General features: G+C 48.5%; 14 protein-coding genes. 6 read left to right on the forward strand and 8 right to left on the reverse strand.

Features of this window, described 5'->3' with window-relative positions:
* The first annotated feature begins 20 nt into the window (after positions 1-20).
* Positions 21-3191 (forward strand): efflux RND transporter permease subunit, encoded by a 3171-nt coding sequence (locus tag GWC95_RS13525; protein WP_161819255.1) that lies wholly within the window; start codon positions 21-23, stop codon positions 3189-3191.
* A gap of 5 nt (positions 3192-3196) precedes the next feature.
* Complete coding sequence (locus GWC95_RS13530; RefSeq protein WP_161819256.1) at positions 3197-4606, forward strand: TolC family protein; 1410 nt, start codon at positions 3197-3199, stop codon at positions 4604-4606.
* Positions 4607-4752: 146 nt separating this feature from the next.
* On the opposite strand, the gene GWC95_RS13535 is transcribed toward GWC95_RS13530, so the two are convergent.
* Entirely contained in the window at positions 4753-5949 is a 1197-nt protein-coding gene (locus GWC95_RS13535; RefSeq protein WP_161819257.1) for a glycerophosphodiester phosphodiesterase, read from the reverse strand.
* Between the two features lie 13 nt (positions 5950-5962).
* Positions 5963-6844, reverse strand: a complete 882-nt coding sequence (locus tag GWC95_RS13540) for a metallophosphoesterase family protein (RefSeq protein ID WP_161819258.1) — start codon at positions 6842-6844, stop codon at positions 5963-5965.
* Positions 6845-7076: 232 nt separating this feature from the next.
* Between GWC95_RS13540 and GWC95_RS13545 the strand changes: the two genes are divergently transcribed.
* Positions 7077-9548, forward strand: coding sequence for a TonB-dependent receptor domain-containing protein (locus GWC95_RS13545; RefSeq protein WP_161819259.1), 2472 nt, complete (start codon positions 7077-7079; stop codon positions 9546-9548).
* 207 nt (positions 9549-9755) lie between these two features.
* Here the strand turns inward: GWC95_RS13545 and GWC95_RS13550 are convergent, their stop codons facing one another.
* Entirely contained in the window at positions 9756-10208 is a 453-nt protein-coding gene (locus GWC95_RS13550) for a helix-turn-helix domain-containing protein (RefSeq protein WP_161819260.1), read from the reverse strand.
* 91 nt (positions 10209-10299) lie between these two features.
* Between GWC95_RS13550 and GWC95_RS13555 the strand changes: the two genes are divergently transcribed.
* On the forward strand, positions 10300-11127 hold the full coding sequence (locus GWC95_RS13555; RefSeq protein ID WP_161819261.1) for a CPBP family intramembrane glutamic endopeptidase: 828 nt from the start codon (positions 10300-10302) through the stop codon (positions 11125-11127).
* A gap of 67 nt (positions 11128-11194) precedes the next feature.
* Here the strand turns inward: GWC95_RS13555 and GWC95_RS13560 are convergent, their stop codons facing one another.
* Together GWC95_RS13560 and GWC95_RS13565 are read right to left on the reverse strand one after the other, a co-directional pair.
* A complete protein-coding gene (locus tag GWC95_RS13560) occupies positions 11195-12298 on the reverse strand; it encodes a TlpA disulfide reductase family protein (protein ID WP_161819262.1) in 1104 nt (367 codons plus the stop codon).
* 6 nt (positions 12299-12304) lie between these two features.
* Complete coding sequence (locus GWC95_RS13565; protein WP_161819263.1) at positions 12305-13513, reverse strand: erythromycin esterase family protein; 1209 nt, start codon at positions 13511-13513, stop codon at positions 12305-12307.
* A 173-nt stretch (positions 13514-13686) separates the two neighbouring features.
* On the opposite strand from GWC95_RS13565, the gene GWC95_RS13570 reads away from it, so the two are divergent.
* Together GWC95_RS13570 and GWC95_RS13575 are read left to right on the forward strand one after the other, a co-directional pair.
* Entirely contained in the window at positions 13687-14769 is a 1083-nt protein-coding gene (locus tag GWC95_RS13570; protein ID WP_161819264.1) for a sensor histidine kinase, read from the forward strand.
* Complete coding sequence (locus GWC95_RS13575) at positions 14766-15452, forward strand: LytR/AlgR family response regulator transcription factor (RefSeq protein WP_161819265.1); 687 nt, start codon at positions 14766-14768, stop codon at positions 15450-15452. The genes GWC95_RS13570 and GWC95_RS13575 overlap by 4 nt, the downstream gene beginning before the upstream one ends.
* A gap of 161 nt (positions 15453-15613) precedes the next feature.
* Here GWC95_RS13575 and GWC95_RS13580 read toward each other — a convergent pair whose 3' ends face one another.
* From GWC95_RS13580 to GWC95_RS13590, 3 genes are all read right to left on the reverse strand, one after another.
* Complete coding sequence (locus GWC95_RS13580) at positions 15614-16459, reverse strand: metallophosphoesterase family protein (protein WP_161819266.1); 846 nt, start codon at positions 16457-16459, stop codon at positions 15614-15616.
* Between the two features lie 277 nt (positions 16460-16736).
* The gene (locus GWC95_RS13585; protein ID WP_161819267.1) at positions 16737-18725 is read right to left on the reverse strand and encodes a SusD/RagB family nutrient-binding outer membrane lipoprotein; all 1989 of its coding nucleotides are present in this window, start codon (positions 18723-18725) and stop codon (positions 16737-16739) included.
* Between the two features lie 21 nt (positions 18726-18746).
* A complete protein-coding gene (locus tag GWC95_RS13590; protein WP_161819268.1) occupies positions 18747-21902 on the reverse strand; it encodes a SusC/RagA family TonB-linked outer membrane protein in 3156 nt (1051 codons plus the stop codon).
* Between the last annotated feature and the right edge of the window lie 151 nt (positions 21903-22053).

The following is a 22053-nucleotide window of genomic DNA, read 5'->3' on the forward strand; positions in this document are numbered from 1 at the left end:
ATCCAAACAACAATCATCTTATGCTACAAAAATTTATCAAACGGCCCGTACTATCAACCGTTATATCGATACTGTTGGTATTGCTGGGACTTGTTTCCTTAACCAAGCTGCCCATTACCCAGTTTCCAGACATTGCGCCGCCGGCGGTTCTTGTTACCGCTGCATATCCCGGCGCAAGTGCGGAAGTGGTGGCGCGCTCGGTGGCAACACCGCTCGAAGAAGCCATCAATGGCGTGGAGAACATGACCTACATGACCTCCAACAGCAACAACGATGGAACCATGACGTTAAGTGTTTTCTTCACTGCCGGTACCGATCCTGATATCGCATCTGTAAACGTGCAGAACCGCGTTGCAAAAGCGAGCAGCCTGATCCCGGCAGAAGTACTGCAGGCAGGCATCTCAACACAAAAACAACAGAACAGCATCATCATGGCCATTGCCTTGTACAGCGATGGAACGTATGATGAAACGTTCCTGCAGAACTATGCCAAGATCAACATCGTTCCGGAAATACAGCGGGTGCATGGTGTGGGACAGGCAACCATTTTCGGAACAAAGGATTATGCGATGCGGATCTGGTTAAAACCCGATCGCCTTGCAGGTTACAATTTATCTGCACAGGATGTGCTTGCGTCTATCAAAGATCAAAACCTTGAAGCAGCGCCGGGTAAGTTTGGCGAAGGCAGTAAGGAATCTTTTGAATACGTGATCAAATACAAGGGCAAGCTCGATAAAAGCGAAGATTACGAAAACATCGTCCTGAAATCTGGCGACGACGGATCGATGATCCGCCTGAAAGACGTGGCAAGAATAGAACTCGGTTCTTTCAACTATTCTTCAGAAGCCAAAGTAGACAAGGGCCCTTCAACCGGCGTACTGATCTACCAGACCGCAGGTTCCAATGCGAATGAAATTCTTACGGAAGTCAACCGCATCATGGAACGTGTTAACAAGGACCTTCCCAAAGGTGTAAAAACATTTGTGCCCTACTCATCAAAAGAGTTCCTGGATGCATCGATAGAAAAAGTAAAACACACCCTGGTGGAAGCATTTATTCTTGTGTTTATTGTGGTGTTCCTTTTCCTGCAGGATTTCCGTTCCACGCTTATACCTGCCATTGCAGTGCCAGTTGCCATACTGGGCACGTTCTTCTTTATGCAGCTTTTTGGTTTTACCATCAACCTGCTTACCCTGTTTGCGCTTATACTCGCCATCGGTATCGTAGTAGATGATGCCATCGTGGTTGTAGAAGCGGTGCACACAAAAATGGCCGAAGAACACCTGCCCGCCCGTGCGGCCACTTTAAAAAGCATGGGAGAGATCTCAGGCGCCATTATTTCCATCACGCTTGTAATGGCGGCGGTATTTGTGCCCGTTGGTTTTATGCAGGGGCCCGCAGGAATTTTCTACAAGCAATTCGCCTTTACGCTTGCGATCGCCATTTTGATATCGGCCGTTAATGCGCTTACGCTGAGTCCTGCACTGGCCGCCCTGTTCCTCAAAAACAACCATGCAGCACCGGGTAAGCCAAAAGGTTTCAAGGCGCGTTTCTTCGGCGCATTCAATGCAGGTTTTGAGAAAGTGACACGCCGGTATTCAGACAGCCTTCGTTTCCTGGTAAAAACAAAATGGGTGGCTATAACGGGTCTTGTTGTGATCACACTCACCACGATATTTCTGGTAAAAAGAACACCTACAGGATTCATCCCTACCGAAGACCAGAGCATATTCCTGTACTCGCTCAGCATGCCACCCGGCGCATCGCTTGAACGTACCAAAAAAGAAATAGCAAAAGCAGACAGTGTGATCGCTACGGTGGAAGGTGTTGAGAAATCGTATAGTGTGGCCGGAATGAATATCATCACGAATGCCACGAGCCCCATCAACGGCCTTGCATTTGTGAAGCTGAAGAAACCGGGCACCCGTGGCAAAACGGAAGACATCAACGCCATTCTTGGAGAAGTGAACCAAAAATTATCGGTGATCTCGGCAGCGGATCTTTTTACATTCACATTGCCCACGGTTCAGGGTTTTGGTAACACCAATGGTTTCGAGGTGATACTCCAGGACAGGGCCGGTGGAAAGCTTTCAGACCTGAGTGCTACCGCCAATGGCTTTATCGGTGAGTTGATGAAACGGCCGGAGATCATGTATGCGTTTACAACATTCAACACGGGCAACCCGCAATACAAACTGAACATCGACGAATCGAAAGCAAAACAACTCGGTGTTTCTGTAAGCGATCTGCTGCATACGTTCCAGACCTATTACGGTAGCCTGCAGGCTGGCGATTTCAACAGGTTCGGTAAACAGTACAAGGTTGTGCTGCAATCCGATGTTGCTTACCGCCTGGACCCGGAAACATTGAACGATGTGCAGGTAAAGAACAACCTGGGCGAAATGGTTCCTGTAAAAACACTTGTATCGCTTGAGAAAGTGTACGGCCCCGAAACGGTTACACGGAACAACCTGTTCAATGCAGTAACCATCAATGGCGTACCCAAACCCGGATTCAGTTCCGGGCAGGCACTGAAGGCGATCGAAGAAACAGCCGCCACCTACCTTCCGAGGGGATACGCGTTTGAATGGGGAGGCCTTACCCGCGAGGAGCAACAATCAGGTTCACAAACAACATTGATCTTTTTGATGTCGGTGATATTTGTTTACTTCCTGCTCGCGGCGCAATACGAAAGTTACCTGCTGCCTTTTGCAGTGATCCTCTCTGTGCCCACCGGTCTTATGGGAGTGTTCGCATTCATCGGCATGGCGGGAATTGAAAATAATATTTATGTGCAGGTTGGTTTGATCATGCTCATAGGACTGCTTGCCAAAAATGCCATCCTTATTGTTGAGTATGCGGTGCAGCGAAGAAAAGCCGGTCTTTCCATCGCGCATGCGGCTATCGAGGCTTCCCGTCTGCGCCTGCGGCCGATACTCATGACCTCTTTCGCATTCATCGTTGGGCTGATCCCTTTGCTCACTGCAACAGGTGCATCGGCGATGGGTAACCGTTCTATCGGAACAGGCGCAGTGGGCGGCATGCTCACAGGCGTGGTACTTGGCATATTCATCATACCCGTACTCTTCACCATCTTCCAGCACCTGCAGGAAAAATTAAGCAGCCGCAGGATCGTAGAGAAAGACGAATGGGTGATGGATAAACTCGACTTACAAAAAACAACAATATAATGAACATGAAACGTACCTGGTTATATACATTATTGATCATCGCAATTGTTTTCAATGCATGCAGCGTATCGAAAGACATTGCCTTACCTGCGCCTGCATTGCCCGTGCAATACCGGGGCTCATCCTCGGCAGACACACAAAACATTGCAACGATCCCCTGGAAAAATTTTTTCGCGAACAATGATCTGCTCCGGTTGATAGACAGCGCGCTGGCAAACAACTCCGACATGCAGATCGCCCTGAAAAATATCGAGGCAGCGCAATTGCTTGCCAGGCAGAGCCGTCTTGGTTACCTGCCTGAAGCAAGGCTGCAGGCCACGGGATCAATCACAAGGCCGTCAGACAACAGCCTCAATGGTTTGAGCCTTGGCCAGTTTCTTGGAAGATCTTACGTTGAAGATTACTCGCTCAACCTCGCTTTGAGCTGGGAGGCGGATGTGTGGGGCAAGATCAGGAACCAGCAATCAAAAGCATTGGCCGGTTACCTGAAAACAGAAGAAGCGCGCAAAGCCATCCAGTCGAACCTCGTTGCAACGGTTGCCAGCAGTTATTACCAACTGCTGATGCTCGATGCGCAGGTAGCCATCGCAAAAAAGAATGTTTTGCTGAACGACAGCATCATCAGGATCATCAACCTGCAATACAATGCAGGACAGGTAACGGCGCTCGCATTGCAGCAGGCAACGGCACAACGTCTTGCAGCAAGCGAATTGATACCGCAACTGGAGCGGCAGGTAACGCTTGAAGAAAACTACCTCAGCGTATTATCTGGCGTAGCGCCGGCATCCATCCCGCGCAGCGGAACGATCTATGATGCTGTTTACGGATCGTTGCTCACAACAGGGGTTCCTTCTGCCCTGCTTGCCAACAGGCCGGATGTGAAGGCAAGGGAGCTTGATCTCACCATTGCAAATGCAAATACGGGAATAGCAAAGGCGGCGCTTTATCCATCCTTCGGTATTACGGCAGCCGGCGGCGTGAATTCATTTCTTGCGAGCAACTGGTTCAATGTTCCGGCTTCGCTGTTTGCTTCGGCCATCGGGGGCATTACGCAGCCTTTGTTTCAGCAGGGGAAACTGAAAACACAATACCAGGTATCGGCCATCGAGCGCGAAAAAACGATCATCGCTTTCAGGCAATCGGTGTTGAACGCTGCGGGCGAAGTTTCCAATGCACTTGTTAAAGTGGAGAAAACGAAAGAACAGCAAAAGATTGCGCAGGAAAAAGTATTGATCCTTCAACAAGGCATTGGCAATGCAAAAATGTTGTTTGCAAACGGCATGGCAAATTACCTTGAAGTAATTACCGCACAGGGCAATGTGTTGCAGGGCGAACTATCGCTCGCGCAATTACAGAAAGAACAGTCTGATGCGGTGATTGAATTGTACCGCTCCCTGGGGGGCGGCTGGAAATAATTACCGGCGGGTTATACTCCTGATTTTACAAAAAAGCGGAAGATGAATTTCTCCCGCTTTTTTGTTTGCAGTCGTGGAAAGCGTTTGGCACGGTACCCGTTCTTCCGTTCTCGTATTATGGCTATTTGATTTCCGGAAGATCCGTTTTAAAACATCGTATAAAGATTATAAACCACAAACGCCGGGTTGTCTGTAAGGAACCCATCGAAGTTCCCTTCGCGCAGGTATTGTTTGATGACGCGCTCTTTGTTGATCGTCCAGCAAACCATTTTGATGCCGTTGCTGTGTGCCTTTTCTCCTTCGGCAAGATGCAACCCTTCTGTATACCTGGGCCCGTAGAATGATCCGCCGTTTTCTATGGCGAGGTCCACCCCCTGTTCAAAAAGCGTAGGCAAACCCTTGTAACCTGGCCGGGCATGCAATTCATCCACGATTTCTCCGGATGGGATGCCCGCGATGATCACCACGTGCCGGTTTTTGGAAGCTGCTTTTGCATAGGCCTTTCTCACCAGGGGCTCGATGTATTTGAATATGTCTTTGCCCTCTTTTATGTCGAGCCATAAATACGTTAAGGTAGTAGCCGATACAAATGTTTCCAGCGCTTCTTCGAGCGAAGGAACGCGTTGACCGTCTCTGAGCTTTACATTGCTCCTGATCGAATCGAACGTATGGCTATCCCATTTACCGGATAAGTTTGTTTTCTGCACGGTGCGTAAATTGATGATGGCATCATGAACACAAATGGGAATGTTATCGGCGGTCAGCCTGATGTCCATCTCCATACCATTCACACCATATTCCTCCACATGCTTTAAAGCATTGAGCGAGTTTTCGGCATAGGGAGGATAAGACTCCGTTTGCACACCGCGGTGCCCGAGCAGGATGAATTTTTTATTGACCGCCGCTTCTGTAAAAGGACGCTCAAATGCCAGGCTGATGCGTTTGCCATCGAACTTACCTTCCAGTGCAGGGCTGTTGTTTTTTCCTGTTAACTCGATCTTACCCTGTTTCTTTTTCTTGGTGTACCGCCAGAAGCCTGAATACATCGTCTTTCCGCTCGACTGCTGTTGGCCGTGTTGCAGAATGAAATAGATCCCGTCCTTTTCACTGAAGAACGCCACGCGCGACCCGGTTACTTTACAAACAAATCTTTTACCCAGGCCTTTGCTGCCACCCGCCAACACATAAACACCTTCCATCTTCTGTAAGGTGCCACTTTGCAATGGCCTTGTTCCTGCAAGGTTTGGTGTATCGCTCACGGGGGGCGCGAGGATGGCGATGGGGCCGCAGGAGGCCCAGAAAAAAGGACATGCACTAAGTAACTTGAGAAAAAACTGTTTCATGGATCTTATTTTATCAGCGGGTCGTGAATTCGTATTCATTTGCAAAACCGGAAAAATCTGTTTTCAGGCGGCGTGATACAATGGCAACCTGGTCGTTGTACCTTTTCAGCAAGATGTAATGGAACTCGGGATGGTACCCGTCTGATAACGACTCGATCCTTGTTGTTTTCTTGCTCAACGGCTGGTGCAGTCCGCCCCCACCACCAATGGTCAGAAAATCTTTTCCTTTCATCCTGAAATGTTCAAAGGCATGTGCGTGCCCGCTCACAAACAATTTTGCTTTCGGCGTGCGCATGTAGGCAGGTACAAAACGCTCCTGCACGCGCGCATTTGAGCCTACGATCCTGCTGTTTGTATAGGGGCTGTGGTGGCAGGCTACAACAATTACCCGAACGTTTGTGTCGGCTTCCATCTGTTGCATGGTTGTTTCATAAAAATCCTGCTGCTGCTGAAGCTGTTTGGCAGTGAGCGTGCTGAAATTGGAATTGAGCAGTACGAAAGCGATGGAGTCTACCACTTTGTAAAAGCCCGTACGAACCTGGTCGGGAAACCGTTTGTTAAACGCTGTTTCGCCGCGGGCGGCAGACACCATTACATCGTGGTTGCCCAGTACAGCGGCCACGGTGATACCCATCTGCCTGGTGCGTTGAAGAAAGCTATCGATCTGCCTCCATTTTTTTTCCTTGTACCCCAGCGATACCACATCACCCAGCATAAACAATGCCCTTGGCATACGCTCGGTAATATCCTGTAACAGTTTGGTTGTGGCGAGGGCATTCTTGTGGTACCGCAAAAAGATCCGCTCCACGCCCATGGGCTCCTGGGTGTCGCTGATCAGAGCGATCTCGGGGCGGGTTGTATCGTTGTTCCCTGTTTGTGCCTCAACTTCGGTCATACCTAGCAGCATTAATAATATTATTGAATAACGCAAAGCCATACCACGGTATATAAAATTTTGTACCATGGCCTTTCCCGATCTGAAAAGCGTATCAGGCCTTCGTTTTTGTTGATACAGTTCAACCAAGGAGCATCCATAAGGCAACGCCTGTAAAAGCAACGGCGGTTTTACTATATTTGGCCCGCAACACTACTGTGTTTCCAATCGATCCATTAAATCCTACCATCGCATGAACCCGGCACGACCGTTTTTTTTCATCCTTCTCCTGTTGTTTCCATGTACCTGGCTGGCGGCGCAGCAGGGCGCTGTCCAGGGTGTGATCGTTGAACGGCAGGGCCGCGCGCCCATTGAGTTCGCAAGCGTTTCGCTGGTGAAGAAGGCAGACTCTGCCGCGGTTGCCGGAACGCTGTCGCAAAAGAACGGGTTGTTCAGTATTCCGAACGTTGAGGCGGGCGACTACCTGCTGAAGGTCATTTCACTGGGATACCAGACTATGTTTGTTGCGGGTGTGCATGTAAGCAGCAATAAAAAAACCGTGGTGGACAGCATCGCGCTGATGCCATCCGAAAAACTGCTGGGCGATGTAACCGTTTCTGGAACGAGGAGCACGGTTGCCAACAAAATAGACAGGCAGACTTTCAAAGCCTCGCAATTTGAATCTGCAAAAGGAAGCAGTGCGGTGGACGTTATCAGGAACCTGCCATCCGTTACCGTTGATGCGCAGGGCGAGATCAGCATGCGCGGGTCAACGGGGTTTCTCGTCCTGATCAACGGCAAACCCGTACTCACGGATGCTCAAACCATACTCAGCCAGTTGCCCGCCAATACCATCGAGTCGGTGGAACTCCTGACCGCCCCATCTGCAAAATATGATGCAGACGGAAAGGCCGGTATCATCAACATCACCACAAAAAAAGGAGCAACAGACGGTGTTAACCTGCTCGTGAACCTGCAGTCGGGATTACCCAGCACCACTACCTACCAGAACCTCGAGCATCCCATTCGTTTTGGCGGCGATGCCACCCTTAATTTCAGGAAGAACAAATGGGATATTTCCATAAGCGCGAACTATACGCGCAACGACGCCAACGGCAGGCGTGATGGCGATGTATACACCAAGAACACGGCCAACAATACCATTACGCGATTCCCCTCTAACGGGGAACGCAGTTTCGACAGGTACAATTACGGGGGAAGAATGGCGATCGGTTTTTCTGCGGACAAGAACAACGTGTTCAACCTTGGTTTTTTCGCCGGTGAAAAATACCAGCAACGGCGCGCAGACCTGGTTTACCGCAACTCGGTTGCCAACCTGGCCACGGGTTCACTCATTCGCGAACTGGTTTATTTCAATTCCAATCTCCAGACCAAACAGGGCCGTTTTTTATTGGGAAGCGCCGACTATACGCATGGTTTTAAAAACGGTTCTGCGCTTACCGCCACCGGGATCTACGAATACGCCGACCTGTTTGGCAACACGCGCAACATCAACCTCGATTACCCGGCAAAGAGCAATGTTTTCCAGGAAGTATACAATCCTTACGTAAATCCCATCAAAGGCTATCGTTTGAAAATTGATTACAGTATTCCTGTAAGAAATGGAAAAATCGAATCGGGTTACCAATACAGGAACGATAGCCAGGATGGAAGGTTCGACTATTACGTAACGCCACCCAGCACCCAGCCCGACCTGGCCAAATTCAGCGGCACCGCAAGATCTGTGAACCGGATCAATTCTTTGTACAGCCAGTATGCGGCCAAAAGCGGCAAGTTCCAATACGTGGCGGGATTGCGGTATGAATATGCGGTGAGGGAAGTGATCCTGTCTTCCGCCACACAGCCGCATGAACTCAACATGGGCAACCTGATGCCATCTGTAAACCTGTTGTACACGATCAACACGGCCTGGAGCTGGAAAGCAGGGTACAGCAAACGCATCCAGCGCAATAATAATTTTGAACTGAACCCGATCCCCGAACGCGAACATTCTGAAACACTTGAACAGGGAGACCCGGACCTGCTTCCCCAGGTTACGAACCTTGTTGAGCTGGGCATTACGCATACGTTCAAAGGCGGTTCGTTTTTTTCAACGCTTTATTACCAGGACAACAGGCACCCGATCCAAAGGGTGAACAGCGTATATGCGGATACCATCCTCAACCGGTTGTTCACCAATGCAGAAAGGGCGCAACTGCTTGGCCTGGAAGCCGGGCTTACCTGCAAACCATTCAAATGGATGTCTGCTTATTTGGGCGCCAATATCTACAACTACAAAGTAAGCGGGGCATTGAATGTACTCGGAACGCTTTCAGAAGTGAACAACACCAACTGGGTATATTCCCTCAATATGAACCTTGGCTTTGAGCTCGGCAAAAACTGGAACCTGCAGGCGAATACCAATTTTATTTCACGACGGCCAACGGCACAGGGAGAAGATTCGCGTTTCTTATCGCCCAACACCGCTTTGAAAAAAACGCTGATGAAGGGCAGGTTATCCATCGGGTTGCAATGGCAGAACATGAACATGGGTTTCCTCAACGCGAACCAGCAACGCATCACCACGTTTGGCAAAGACTTTTATACAACCACCAATTACATCTATGAAACCGATGTGTTCCTTTTGAACTTCGGTTTCGCCATCAATAAATTAAACAGCAAATCCAAACTGCCGGTAAGTGAGATCGGGGAAAAAGAGTTTTGAGTTAGGGATGGTGCGGGTGAATTGCAAATTAGGATGGTAATCATCCCGACGTAAAAAAACTGCTGATGGCGATATTACGTGTTGCCAGGGCAAGATATTCACGGCATCCGTCAATTTTATAATCCTATCAAAAAGCGATGCATTTGAATTTGAACCGGTCAATTATGCAAGGCTACTGAAGAAGTAGGCTACGTAGGTGCATTTATCTTATCGCCATATCAAATACATCACACCCGTATAAACCAGCAGTGCGCCTGCCAGCAAAAGCATTAGTTCAAATGCAGTTTCAGGAAAACCGGCCGATTGAAAAACGTAGGCAAGGATCACCAGTGTGATCAATAATGCGGAGCTTATGGAAAGTAAGATCTTCCGCCCCTTACTAATCCCGGTTGGTTGAGACGATCCGCCCCCGGCTCGCGCGCTGTCTTCTTCCCCGGCAGCAGGCATTGACAGTATCTGTTGAAATGTTTCCCCGAGCCCAAGGTGCTTGCCCAGTACTTCAAGGGTATATGAACGCGATATGGCTTCCGCTTTTTCAACACGTTGAACCGACCGTAGGCTGAGACCGGTCAGATCGGCAAGTTGCTGCTGCGTAAGGTTCCTCTCAATGCGTCTTTGCTTTACCAGTTTCGCAATGGCGGCGGTTTGTTTTTCCTGCACGGGTATGACTTTTACGTCTTTTTGCCGCCATTTTATTATGACGGATGGATGAGACGTGCGAAGGTAATTACTTTGCCCAAAACCCGAGCGCATGCAAAAAAACAGCGATCAACCCCGGCCGCAAACGAAAAAAGGCGCATTGATCAAAAGCGTTGCATTTATAACTGTGTTCATATTGTTCCTCGTACTGGTTTCCCAGGTGGGCCTGCTCCGGGGAGGCGCCATGCCAGGGCTTTTTTATGGTATCGGCGGAACGGTCGGTTCTTTTATCACCGCGTTCCTGTTCGTAAGATCAGAAAAACGGCCCCTTGCCTCCATCGGGCTACGGTGGGAGAAAGGCACACTACCCCGGTTTGTGTATGGCATATTGATCGGGACCGGGCTCTTCTTTTTTGTGATCGCGGTTATCTGTTTTTCCGCCGGTATTCGTATCCAAGCTTCCGGTACCGTAAACCATACGGCCATCCTTTTAAACCTGGTCCCCGTATTTTTTCTCGCGTTGATGGAAGAGGTCGGGTTCAGAACATTACCGTTGGTAAAACTGGAAAAAAGTTATGGCATACTAACAACTCAATTCATCCTTGCCCTGCTTTTTGCATTTTATCATATGCTGAACGGATGGGGCATTGCCATTTCCTTTATGGGCCCTTTTATCTGGTCGTTCGTGTTTGTGTTGGCTGCTTCCTGGTCAGGCGGTATTGCCATGTCAACCGGAATTCATTTTTCATTGAACGTGATGCAGGCGCTGGCCGGGCTCAAAGGAGGTGCTGCGCTGTTTCATCTCATCGAAAAAAAAGAAACCGCAGCACCGCTGCTTCCTGCTCAAACGGCCGGCATATTGGCGCATGGGCTTGTATTGCTCGGCGCTCTCTGGCTTACTGGCTGGTATAAGCGCAATAGGAAAAAGGCGATGGGGTAATTGTTGTGCAGAACGATGCGATTGACTGCGGGTAAAGATCTCCGTCTTACCCGCGATCAACCCTGTTTTATTTTAGAAACGGCAACAGCAATTGCTGCAAACTTCCCGCTGAATAGCCAACCGATCTCGCAACAACGATCCCCGCAGCATCAACCAAAACAAAAGTTGGATAAGCCTGTACGCCGTAATTCAACATAACCGGCCCTGCGGAGCCTTTTCCATCCCAAAGGCAGAGCCAGGTGGGTTGATCGCGTTGCAGGCCCTTGAGCCAGCTTTGTTTTTCATCGGGAGAAAAACCGATCACTTCGAGTTGGGATCCGTATTTTTTACTGATCTCTTTTAATTCCTTTACCGATTGCACACAAGGCGGACAGTAATCCTTTGTAAAATCAAGCAACAGGAACTTGTTGTTGGCAATGGGGAAGGAAAATGTTTTTCCATCTTTATCCACTGCAGTAAATGGAAACACCTTGTCGCCCTTCGCAACGATCTTCGCGATGCCAAGGTAGTTTTTCAACTTGATGCCATATGCACTCGCCTTCAGACTGTCTGACAACAAAAGATACATGTTTGCCACTTCTTCTTTTTCATAAGACGACCGCAAGAGGAACAACTCCAGAACAGCGGGGTGACTCTGCAGGTTTGCTTCAATAAATTCCTTCTTGGTAACGATCTCCATCGAATCGATTACTGCCATTTCCCTTACCAACCTTTTTAATTCTGTTTTGTATTCTGGCGCGGCCATGATACTTTTTGCGCGTGTAAACAAACTATCGCGTCGCATGCGGTCATCGGCGAGTTGCAGGTTCAGCGCATAAAACACGTCGTTGACGGGTGATCCTTTTACATGCACCTTAAAAGGAAAATCGTTTACCGATGCCGTTAACCATACCTCTTCGTTGCCGATCATAAAATTGCACCAGTAACTATTTGCACCTGCGAGCACGGTCAGGAAAAGCAGGCGTGGACCATTCTGTATTTGTCCCTTGATCGTTGCTTTACCGTTCTCAATACGCGTCCGGTTGATGTCTGTATTCGACTCAAAATCTTTAAGCAGCGCCTCACAATTTTCGGGCAGGCCTTTGATGTTGATGTTGATCCTGTAGTCACCTGAATTTGCGTACAGGATGCCGTTAAAAAGGGCAAAAATGATTACCAATGTATGTCTCATAATTGTTTATTTAAATAGTGCTGTTGTAGCGGTTGTGTTTCGTAAAAAGAGGATCATATCAAACATGCGGGGAAGTGATACGGGATAGAACTCGCTGTAAGACCCGCCCTCTTTCCGGTATCCCTGTATCCTTATGTCTTTGGAACGATAAAAATCTGCACTGTCTGCGGAATGGATCCTGCCAAGATCCAGCACAAATTTCTCGCTTTTGTTAGCCGCAAGGAAATGGTTCCATGACTTGTATTTTGTTTCGCGGAAAGCAGCTGTAAACAACGTGTCGTTGAACACGTGATCATCGTTGATGAACCGGTTCCTGATATAGGAATAGTTTCCATTGGCACTGCTCATGCTGATGGCGAGATAGTCGTTCGGGAACCGTTTGTATACCGTTGCCCCCATCAATCCCAACTCCTGCTGGAGCCATGCGTATTTCGCTATATGGCCGCTGTGCGCCCACACAATGATTTTTTGAGTGCTATCTGCTGCGTAATAGTTGATCCTTTCCCCCATCATTTCATCACGCGACACCGTCGCCCTGCGCGAAAACCGCTCGTAAAAAACATAAGCTGTTTTTGCATGAAACAGCAGTTCTTCCAACGGCTTGCTGCGTATTTCCTGTTTGTGGTAAAGGCTATCGATCTGCCGAAGCAGGTTGTAGGTTGCCAACCCGTATTCCAGGTTGCTGTCGCCGCCTTTTACCTGTCGCTTTTCAAATTCCAATGCAAGCGGAAGTAATGTCGACAGCCGCATTTTCTTGATCTGCCCGATCATCCTTGCCGGGAGAATTTCACGGTAGCTATCGTCGCAACCTGCAAGTTTCAGGCGCGTGTGTTTTGCAGCATAGGTTTTAAACCACTGCAGGAACGCTTTAACCTGTTTTGTCTGGTAGATGGAAAAAAGATGTTGCCGCATCAGTGTATCCAATGGTTTTGCGAACAGTTTTTCCTGCAACGCCAGCATGTCTTCGTGAGGGTTCTCGAGAACCAGGGTGGTAAATCCTTTTTCCTGTATCAGTCTTTTGGTAATGGCTGCACGCAGTTCGTAGAACTCGGCGGTTCCATGGGTGTCTTCGCCCAGCGCCACGATGCGTTTGTTACCCACCTGGCTTACAATGTAATTGATGTAATCTTCGTTCTTGATGCGGTTCAGCTGTTCCTGTGTCTGCGCATGTGTCGTAAGCGAGGCAAACAGGAAAACCGATGCTAAAAATTTCATTGGGTATGATTTAGACGCCAAAGAAAAACAGCATCCACAGGATGCCGGTTCGCTGTTCTTTGAAAACGGGATCCAGGAGGATCAAACAGGCCGGCCCCTGTTTCGTCGGAAAAAACGGCAATTACATCGACGGGTATTTGCCGAGGCAGTTGCTACTGTTTAAATTGCATGCAATGTCTACCGGCAAAACAAATAAGTTCCCCCTGCTGCTCGAGCTTTTTACCTGGCTGCTTTATGTGGCGCTTTATAAATATGGGTACTACCTGCAGGTGGCGGCATTGCCCAATACGGATTTTGATAACTTCCCGCATGTTTCGCTGGTGGCGTATGCAGTGGCGATGACGTTTTACATCATTCCCTTCTACCGGGTCATCGCTCCTGCCCTTCTGCATAGAAACCGGTACGCGGCACTCTTTGTGGTTACTGTGGCCTATTTTGCGCTTGTTCCCAAATTAACCAACTGGCTGGTCAGCTATGTTTTTATGAATGTAAGCGAAGGCCCCGTTCGCGGTTTTTATACAAACCAGTTCAACCTATATTGGTTACATGTTCACCGCCTTTTTGCAGGTTGGGATCTTAAGATATTGCTTACAGATTGTGTAGCGTTTTTATCACTTGCTTTCACACGCTATGCTTTTAAAGTTGAACAGGGAAAACGTTTGCTTGAGAAAGAATATTTCCGGCTCCAGGTGGATGCGCTCAAGGCGCAGCTGAACCCGCATTTCCTGTTCAATATGCTCAACAGTATTTACGGGATGAGTTTATCGGGCAACAAGGAAACACCATCGTATATTTTGCGGATGTCCGACATGATGCGTTTTATTCTTTATGACGGCAGAGAAACCACGGTCGCGGTTGATAAGGACCTCCAGTTTATTGAACACTATATAGCGATGGAACAGAAACGGTATCCCAACGCCAATATCCAGTTCGACATTGTAAACAATGCGGGTAGCCAACCCATCGTTCCCTTGCTGTTCATACCGTTTATTGAGAACAGTTTCAAATACGGCGCTCACCGCATCAACAATGAGGGGCGCGTAACCGGGTGTATTCGGATCAGCAATGAAGAAGTGAATTTCCAACTGAGCAACGATACGGTTCCGCATGAAACCAGTGAGACCTTTTACGGTGGCGTGGGAATAGAAAACGTAAAAAAGAGATTGGCGATTTATTATCCCGGGGCACATACCTTAACGATAGAACATGCAGGTGGCATGTATTCCGTTTCCCTCCAAATAAAACTAAAGCCATGATCACATGCATCATAGTAGACGATGAACCGATTGCCAGGGAGATCCTTGAAAAGTTTGTGATGGAAACACCCGGACTTACCTTACTGGCCACCTGCCGCAATGCGATGGAGGCGATCGGCAAACTTGAACAGCAGGAAGTGGATTTGATTTTTCTTGACATTGAAATGCCGCTTGTAAACGGCCTTCATTTTCTGAAAACCTTAAACGATCCACCCCATATCATACTTACAACGGCCTATCCGCAATACGCAGTAGAGGCTTTTGCCCTCAATGCGGTGGATTACCTGCTCAAACCTTTTTCGATCGAACGTTTCCAGGCCGCTGTTCAAAAAGTAAAACCAAGATCAGTCTCTGAAAAAAACGAAACCGGTGCGGTGCATGTAATGATCCGCGAAAAAGGAGCATTGGTAAAATTACTGCATGATGAAATCATCTACCTGCAGGCGTCCGGTGATTACGTGAAGATCATCACCCGGCAGAAAACACATCTGGTTAGCATGACGATGAAATTGCTGGAAGAAGCATTGCCTTCCACAAGATTCATCCGCATCCACAAATCATACATTGTAGCACTCAAAGAGATCCGCGCGGTCAAAACCGCAGAAGTGGTAATAGCAGGGAAACAGGTACTGCCGCTTAGTCCCAACTACAAGGGCCGGCTGATGGAACTTTACGCGCGCTGACTTCTCTTAAAAGATCAGCTCTTCCGGAAAACCATCTGCCAGTACATGACAGGATTGTTTGGAAAAGGGATGCAATAACCAATGGATCAATCGTCTCATAAAATCTTTTTTTAGGGAGACGTGCAGCCGGATCATATATTGCAAGCCCCGGAAAATTAACCTCAGGCCAGGCGGGCATAAGAAAGCTCACCCATTTTAACGGAAGGGTTCATCATGTAGGTAACCAGCGTTCCGTTGTCGAGCAGTTCAACCACCCTGAAACCTTTGTACTCCGTTCCCCAGTTGCCGCCAACATGCGAGTCGAAAAGAAAGGGAAGCCTGGCATCCATGTATACACCGTCCTGGTCGTGTTCATGGCCATGGAACACCGCACGCAGGTTTGGATAGCGGCGAACGAGTGCGAAGAATGCCGGTGTATCGATTCCGTTCTTTGTCCATTTTTGTTGCGGTATGTGGAGGAATAAAAATACGTTCGGATGGTTTTTATAAGCTTCGAGCCTGCTTTCCAGCCAGGCGAGATCAGGGGAAAGATATTCACCTTTTTCGTTTGATGTATCCGCAAACAGGAATGGAACGTCTTTGATGATGTGATCGTGGTTTAGTGGAGTTGACCATATATCGTTCCACTCCTGCGGCGTAACATGATCGTGGTTCCCGCGTGTTACATAATAAGGAACCTGTAAACCGTCGGCCTTCTTTTTTACCTGCGGCATAAACGATTTATCATCGTGTACAAGATCACCATTCAAAACACAAAGATCAAGCGCGGAGCCTGCATGAAAATGATTGATCTGTTGGATCACCGTATCTGTCATTTTCTCAAACAAGGTATTCGGCTGCCCATAATGCAGATCGGATGCAATTGCGAAACGCAGAACAGACCTCCCGCTTAGTTCTGTAACGTCTGCGGCAGAAAGTGAAGTGATCCTGCCGGATAACAACACCGCAGTTCCCAAAGAAATATTCTTTATAAATCGGCGGCGCGAGGTTTGGTTTGGATGGTTCATTTCATTTCTTTTAATTGATGCAAATCTTTTACGGCTGGTGATGCATTGGCTCCCTCAAATCCAATATGAAGAAAAGACTTTCTCCATAAAAACGCGAAAAGAACCTGTATTAAGTTTTAAACACGTGCGGGTTCTCCTTATCGTAATGGCCCGGTAACGATCTGATCATACATAAATCCGATGGAAGCTGCAACTGAAGATCGCTATTGGACCCTCTCGTCAAAACAAAAAAATATCCCCCACGAAAGTGGGGGATATTTTCCAGATCGGTCAGACCTTATTTCTTGAGGTAGTTGTAATACTCGTCGTCCGTTGCACAATCCCACCAAACCGGCATGCTCCAGATGTTTACATCTGTTGCGTGCGCATTCAGTGCCAGTGTGTTTACAGAGTTGTACTGGATCTCGTAGACCGGTGGCAATGCCCAGCGGCGCATCCAGTATCTTACGTCGGTTGGTGAGCCGCCGGTTAACTGTGATTGGCCGGTGAACAATGGCCCGCGTTGGTAGCCTGGATAAACAACACCAAATCCACCCACGTTACCTGCGCTGAAATTGAAGCGGCGCATGTCGTTCCAGTTCTCAATGCTGCAACCCATGGCAATGTATTTCTGCAGCATGATATCCTGCATCGTAATACCGCTTTGCGCAACTGCTGCACTGTTCATGTAGGCAGTAATCGCTGCCGGGCTCATTGGCGCCATGTCTGGGTTGGTTGCTGCGTAGCCTGCAGATTGCCACTGTGTAAGTTTGGCCTGCATCATATCCAGGTGTGCCTGTATCGCCGCTTTGTAAGCGGTTAACGCGCCACCCGCATCGCCTTTTCTCAGCAATACTTCTGCTTTGATAAAGTTCATCTCGTGGTAAGTAACGATCTCCTGGTCAGATACCGGGCGAACCTGGAACGAACCTGTTGATCCTACAACACCTGCATTGAATGCAGCTACAACAGGATACCAGCTCACGTCTGTTTGTCCCTGTGCAGGAATACCCGATGTTGCGATCGCGCTGCTGCGCATGTTCACATACGCTGTATCACCTGCATACAGGTAGTTGGTGCTGTTGATGAAAATTGATCCGGCTTTGTAGATCAGCGCAACCGTGGTTCCGCTGCTGTTTGCCGCATCGTATTTCGAACCCGCCGCTGCAATAAACGCCGCGCGTTCTGTTGCATCTGCAATGGTGTATTTGATGGTGGTATTGGTTGCTGCATACGATGGAGTCTGGATTGAAGTGGCGCCACCTTTCAGCAGCCTGGTTGCCGGTCCGTAAGAATCTACACCAACCGAACGTGTCCATGTATAAGATACGGCCCTTCCGCTTCCATCCAGTGTAACGCCAGACATATAAGAAGGTACGATCTTGCTCATACGTGGATCTACCACGCCTGCATTGCGCATGTTGTTAAGCAGGTTAACGTGGTAAGCCGACATACGAACGGTGCTTCCGTAAGCCACATAGTCAAAGTTTCCGTTGGTTACAACCGGGTCTCCGAGCAGGTAATCCGTTACGGTACTGTTGTTGAAGCCTGGTCCAACCATGTTATCTGCATTTGACTGCGGGCCTTTCGACAAACAATACAACACTGAATCAGCATTGAATTCCGCTTTCTTCGACAGTTTCAGCATGTAACGGGCTTTGAGTCCCCAGCAGGTCTTGATCCATTTCTGCACATCGCCGTTTGCCCAAAGATCGCCGGTAGAAAGTGCGGGAGCGCCTGCTGCCTGTGCTTTGCTGAAAAGATCGATGGCCTGGTTCAGCCTCGACATACATCCGAGGTAAATTGCTTTACCATCGTTTGGTTTCGGGCTTGGGTTTCCTGTTCCCGCTTCTTCGTATGGCATTTCTCCGTACAGGTCGAGCATCTGCATGTAACCCAGTGCATGGAACACATTTGATGCCGCCATGTAATGGTAGGCGCCTTGTTTCTCTGCAGCTTTATACAGGTCAACCAGGTTGGAAGAAACCTCTACGAACCATGTTTGGTAAGGAGTGGTTGAGTTTCCGTTTGTACATGCCCACGTGGTGCTGAACGTGTTCGGGTTGGCACTGTTGGTGTAATAAACACCCGCCATACAGGCCGTACGGTAATTGGTTACGCCTGAAGAATACTGGTAAAAGTGTTCGATCCAGGGTAAACGGTTTTGAATGAGTACGCTACCGTTGTTCGGGTTGTCCGGGTCCGTGTTCACGTCCAGGAACTTTTTACACGAGGTAAACCCAAGCGCAAGCAGGGCAACCATCAGTATGTATTTTGAACTTTTCATAATCTGAATATTTTTCATTGGTTATAAGGTAATATTTACACCGAAAGTAAAGCTCGCTGTTGCCGGAACACCCAGGTAATCGATACCCTGTGAACCAGAACCTCCTGTTCCTCCCGCAGCACTTACTTCAGGATCCATGCCTTTATAATTCGTCAATGTCCATAAGTTGGTTCCCACCGCCGTTACTGAAATTCCTTTGAAGATCTTCTTGCTTTTCAGATGATCTGTAAAGTCGTAGCTCAGCGACAAAGAACGCAGTTTCAACCAATTTACATTGGTAAGGAAGTTGTAGGAATTGGCTGCATAGTTTGCCCAGTATTGCTGGATCAGGTAATTACCCGATAATGTTTGTGTACCGATGGTATACGTTTGTCCCGCGTTATAGGTTGCCGTATAATCAGCACCTGTTACGCTGTTTACGCCGGTTACAGTAACAGACTGGCGGTCGTTTGCAGTGGTGCGTTTGGCAAGACCGTTCACTACCATTGCATACTCTGTACCATTGAATACCGCTCCACCCTTGCGGATGTCAAGCAGGAATGACAATGTGAGTTTTTTGTAATGGAACGTATTGTTGAAACCACCGATAAAGTCCGGCTCACGGTTACCAACAACAGGGTTGTTTGCATTTACTTTATACAAACCGGTTGCAGGGTCTACCTGGTAACGCCCGTCGGCAACTTCAACACCTTTTGAATCCAGTTCACGCAGGTAAGGCTGGCCTGTCATACCCAGGAAGTAGCCATTCGGGATAGAAGCGGCTTTAACCGTTCCAAACTGCGCATCTGTTGGGTAGAAGTAAGCGATACCAGGGAGGAAAGATCCGAGCCTTCCTTTGTTGTAAGAGAAGTTGATCGTCGCTTCCCATGAGAAGTTCCTTGATACAACCGGTTTGCCGGTGATCGCAACCTCCATTCCTGAGTTGTAAACAGAACCTGAGTTAAGGGCACTGAAGATAAATCCGCCTGACTGGGCCAGACGCGGTTGAGCGATCTGGTTCATTGTTTCGCTATGGTAGTAAGTATAATCGAGACCGAGGCGTCCGTTCAGGAACCTGAGTTCGGCACCGATCTCCCATGAATTCTGGATCTCAGGGATCAATGTTCCGTTACCCGCATAGTACTGGTTACCGATGCCGGTATAAGAACCGATGCTGATCGGTGGATTCACGTATGTATTCGTTACGTAAGGATCTGTGTCTTTACCAACCCTTGCAACACTCGCACGGATCTTACCAAACGAAAGCACCCTGTTTCTAGGCAACAATTCTGTGAACACAAATGAACCGCTGAGCGATGGATAGAAATACGACCAGTTTTCCTGTGGCAAGGTAGAAGACCAGTCGTTACGTCCTGTAAGCGTCAGGTAAGCAATGTTCTTATAAGAAACACCCGCTTCACTGAATACACCCACCAAACGTTTTCTGGATGTGTTCTCTGTAAAGAACTTATTGGTGTTCGCCATGTTGGCGAAGCTGATGGTACCCGCTGTGATGAAGTTGTATCCCCACTGCGTTTGCCTTAAGGTCAACGCGTTCTCTGTTGTGGTTCCAAGCATGATGTGCGCTTCAAAATCACCAAAGGTTTTGTGGAAATTACTCATTACAGTTGTGTTGATGAACGTGTAGTTCACCTGGTTCTTGCTCAAACGGCCGTTCTGGTACAATGGCGCCACGGCAGAACCCGGCGCGATGTAGGTATAGTCGTTTGTGAAATACTGGTCATACCCCAGGCGCGCTGTGATATCCCACCAGCTTGCCACTTTATAGTTACCGGCCAGTACCCCTGTAAGGCGTTTTGTTTGTGAAGTAAGTTTGTCTTTGTTGATGATCCAGTAAGGATTGTCAATATCGTTCTCGATGTTGGGGATGGCTGCTGCATAGATCCTCTTTTGTGTACCATCCGCATTCTGGTAATCGCTGATGTCGAACACCTGCGGGAACAGGTAGAGCGACTGCATACTTCCTACACCGCTTCCGTACAAACCGGCCGTGGTAAGGGTCCTGTTGATGTTGGCAACAGAATACGCAACGTTTGCGTTGATCGTTAAGGCGCCGTATTTCTGTTCGCCGTTGAAACGGAACGTTGTTTTGTCGTAGCTCGTATTAGGAACGATACCGGTCTGTTTGAAATTGGAACCCGATACAAAGAATGATCCGTTCTTTGAACCGCCCGATACGTTTACGTTGTTATCATAGATCATACCTGTTTTAAAGAAAGATCCGATGTTGTCGTACACTTTGTCGGCAGCGGTCAGTTTGTTTCCCCAGCTGTTGTAAGAACTTGTGTTGTTCAATATACCATTGCTTGAGTAGCTGCCGTTTCCAAACTGGGTTTGTACTTCAGGCAGTTTGTTTGCCCATGAAGCGCTCACTTTGTTTGAAGAAGTAACTTTTGCAGCGCCGTCCGCTCCTTTTTTTGTAGTGATGATCACCACGCCATCTGCGGCGCGTGAACCGTACAAGGCAGAAGCAGCGGCACCTTTCAATACAGAAAGGCTCTCGATGTCTTCGGGGTTGATATCCATAACACGGTTTGAGAAAGTGGTATTGCTTCGTGTTTGTCCATCGGTACCGGAGTTACCGGTTACGCTTGTTGAGTTGTCATAGATAACACCATCCACAATGAACAGGGGTTGGTTTTGCCTTCCTTCTGAAGTGGAAGTACCACCACGGATGGTGATCGATGCACCCGCACCCGCAGAGCCACTGAACTGTGTGATGTTCACGCCGGGAACCTTACCCGCGAGTGAGTTAACCACGTTGGTGTTCTTGTTCCGCATCAGCTCCTGTGCATTGATCTCGGTAACCGAGTAGCCAAGCGCCTTGCGTTCTTTTTTAATACCCATCGCAGTTACCACCACATCGCCCAGCTGCGTGGCATCGCCCGCTACGAGGCGTACCACCATACCGGCAGAAGCTTTCACCGATTGCGTGGTAAAGCTAACGTGGCTGATCTCCAGCGTGGCATTTGCATCGGCATTGATGGTGAATTTTCCGGCTTCGTTGGTAACCGTACTTCGTGTGGTACCGCGAACCGAAACCGTGGCGCCTGATACCGGGGCCCCTGCTTCAGAAACAACGGTACCGCTGATGGGAACGCCTTGCGCCACCAGGTTGGTTGTGATCATGCTCAGCATAGCAAACATGAACACGCTAAAAAGTTTCCATTTTCTCATAACCTTTTACGTTTTGTTTTTTAAATCTATAGTAGTTGTTGTTGTACCCAGCTTTGTAGCGAAACAATTGCGTGCTCCTCGACCGGGCTCTACGCCCCAGGAAAGAATGGAGAAAATGGAAGCGATTCTAAACACCACCACCTTCACACGG

The organism is Sediminibacterium roseum, assembly GCF_009939005.1.
In the GTDB taxonomy this organism is placed as follows: domain Bacteria; phylum Bacteroidota; class Bacteroidia; order Chitinophagales; family Chitinophagaceae; genus Sediminibacterium; species Sediminibacterium roseum.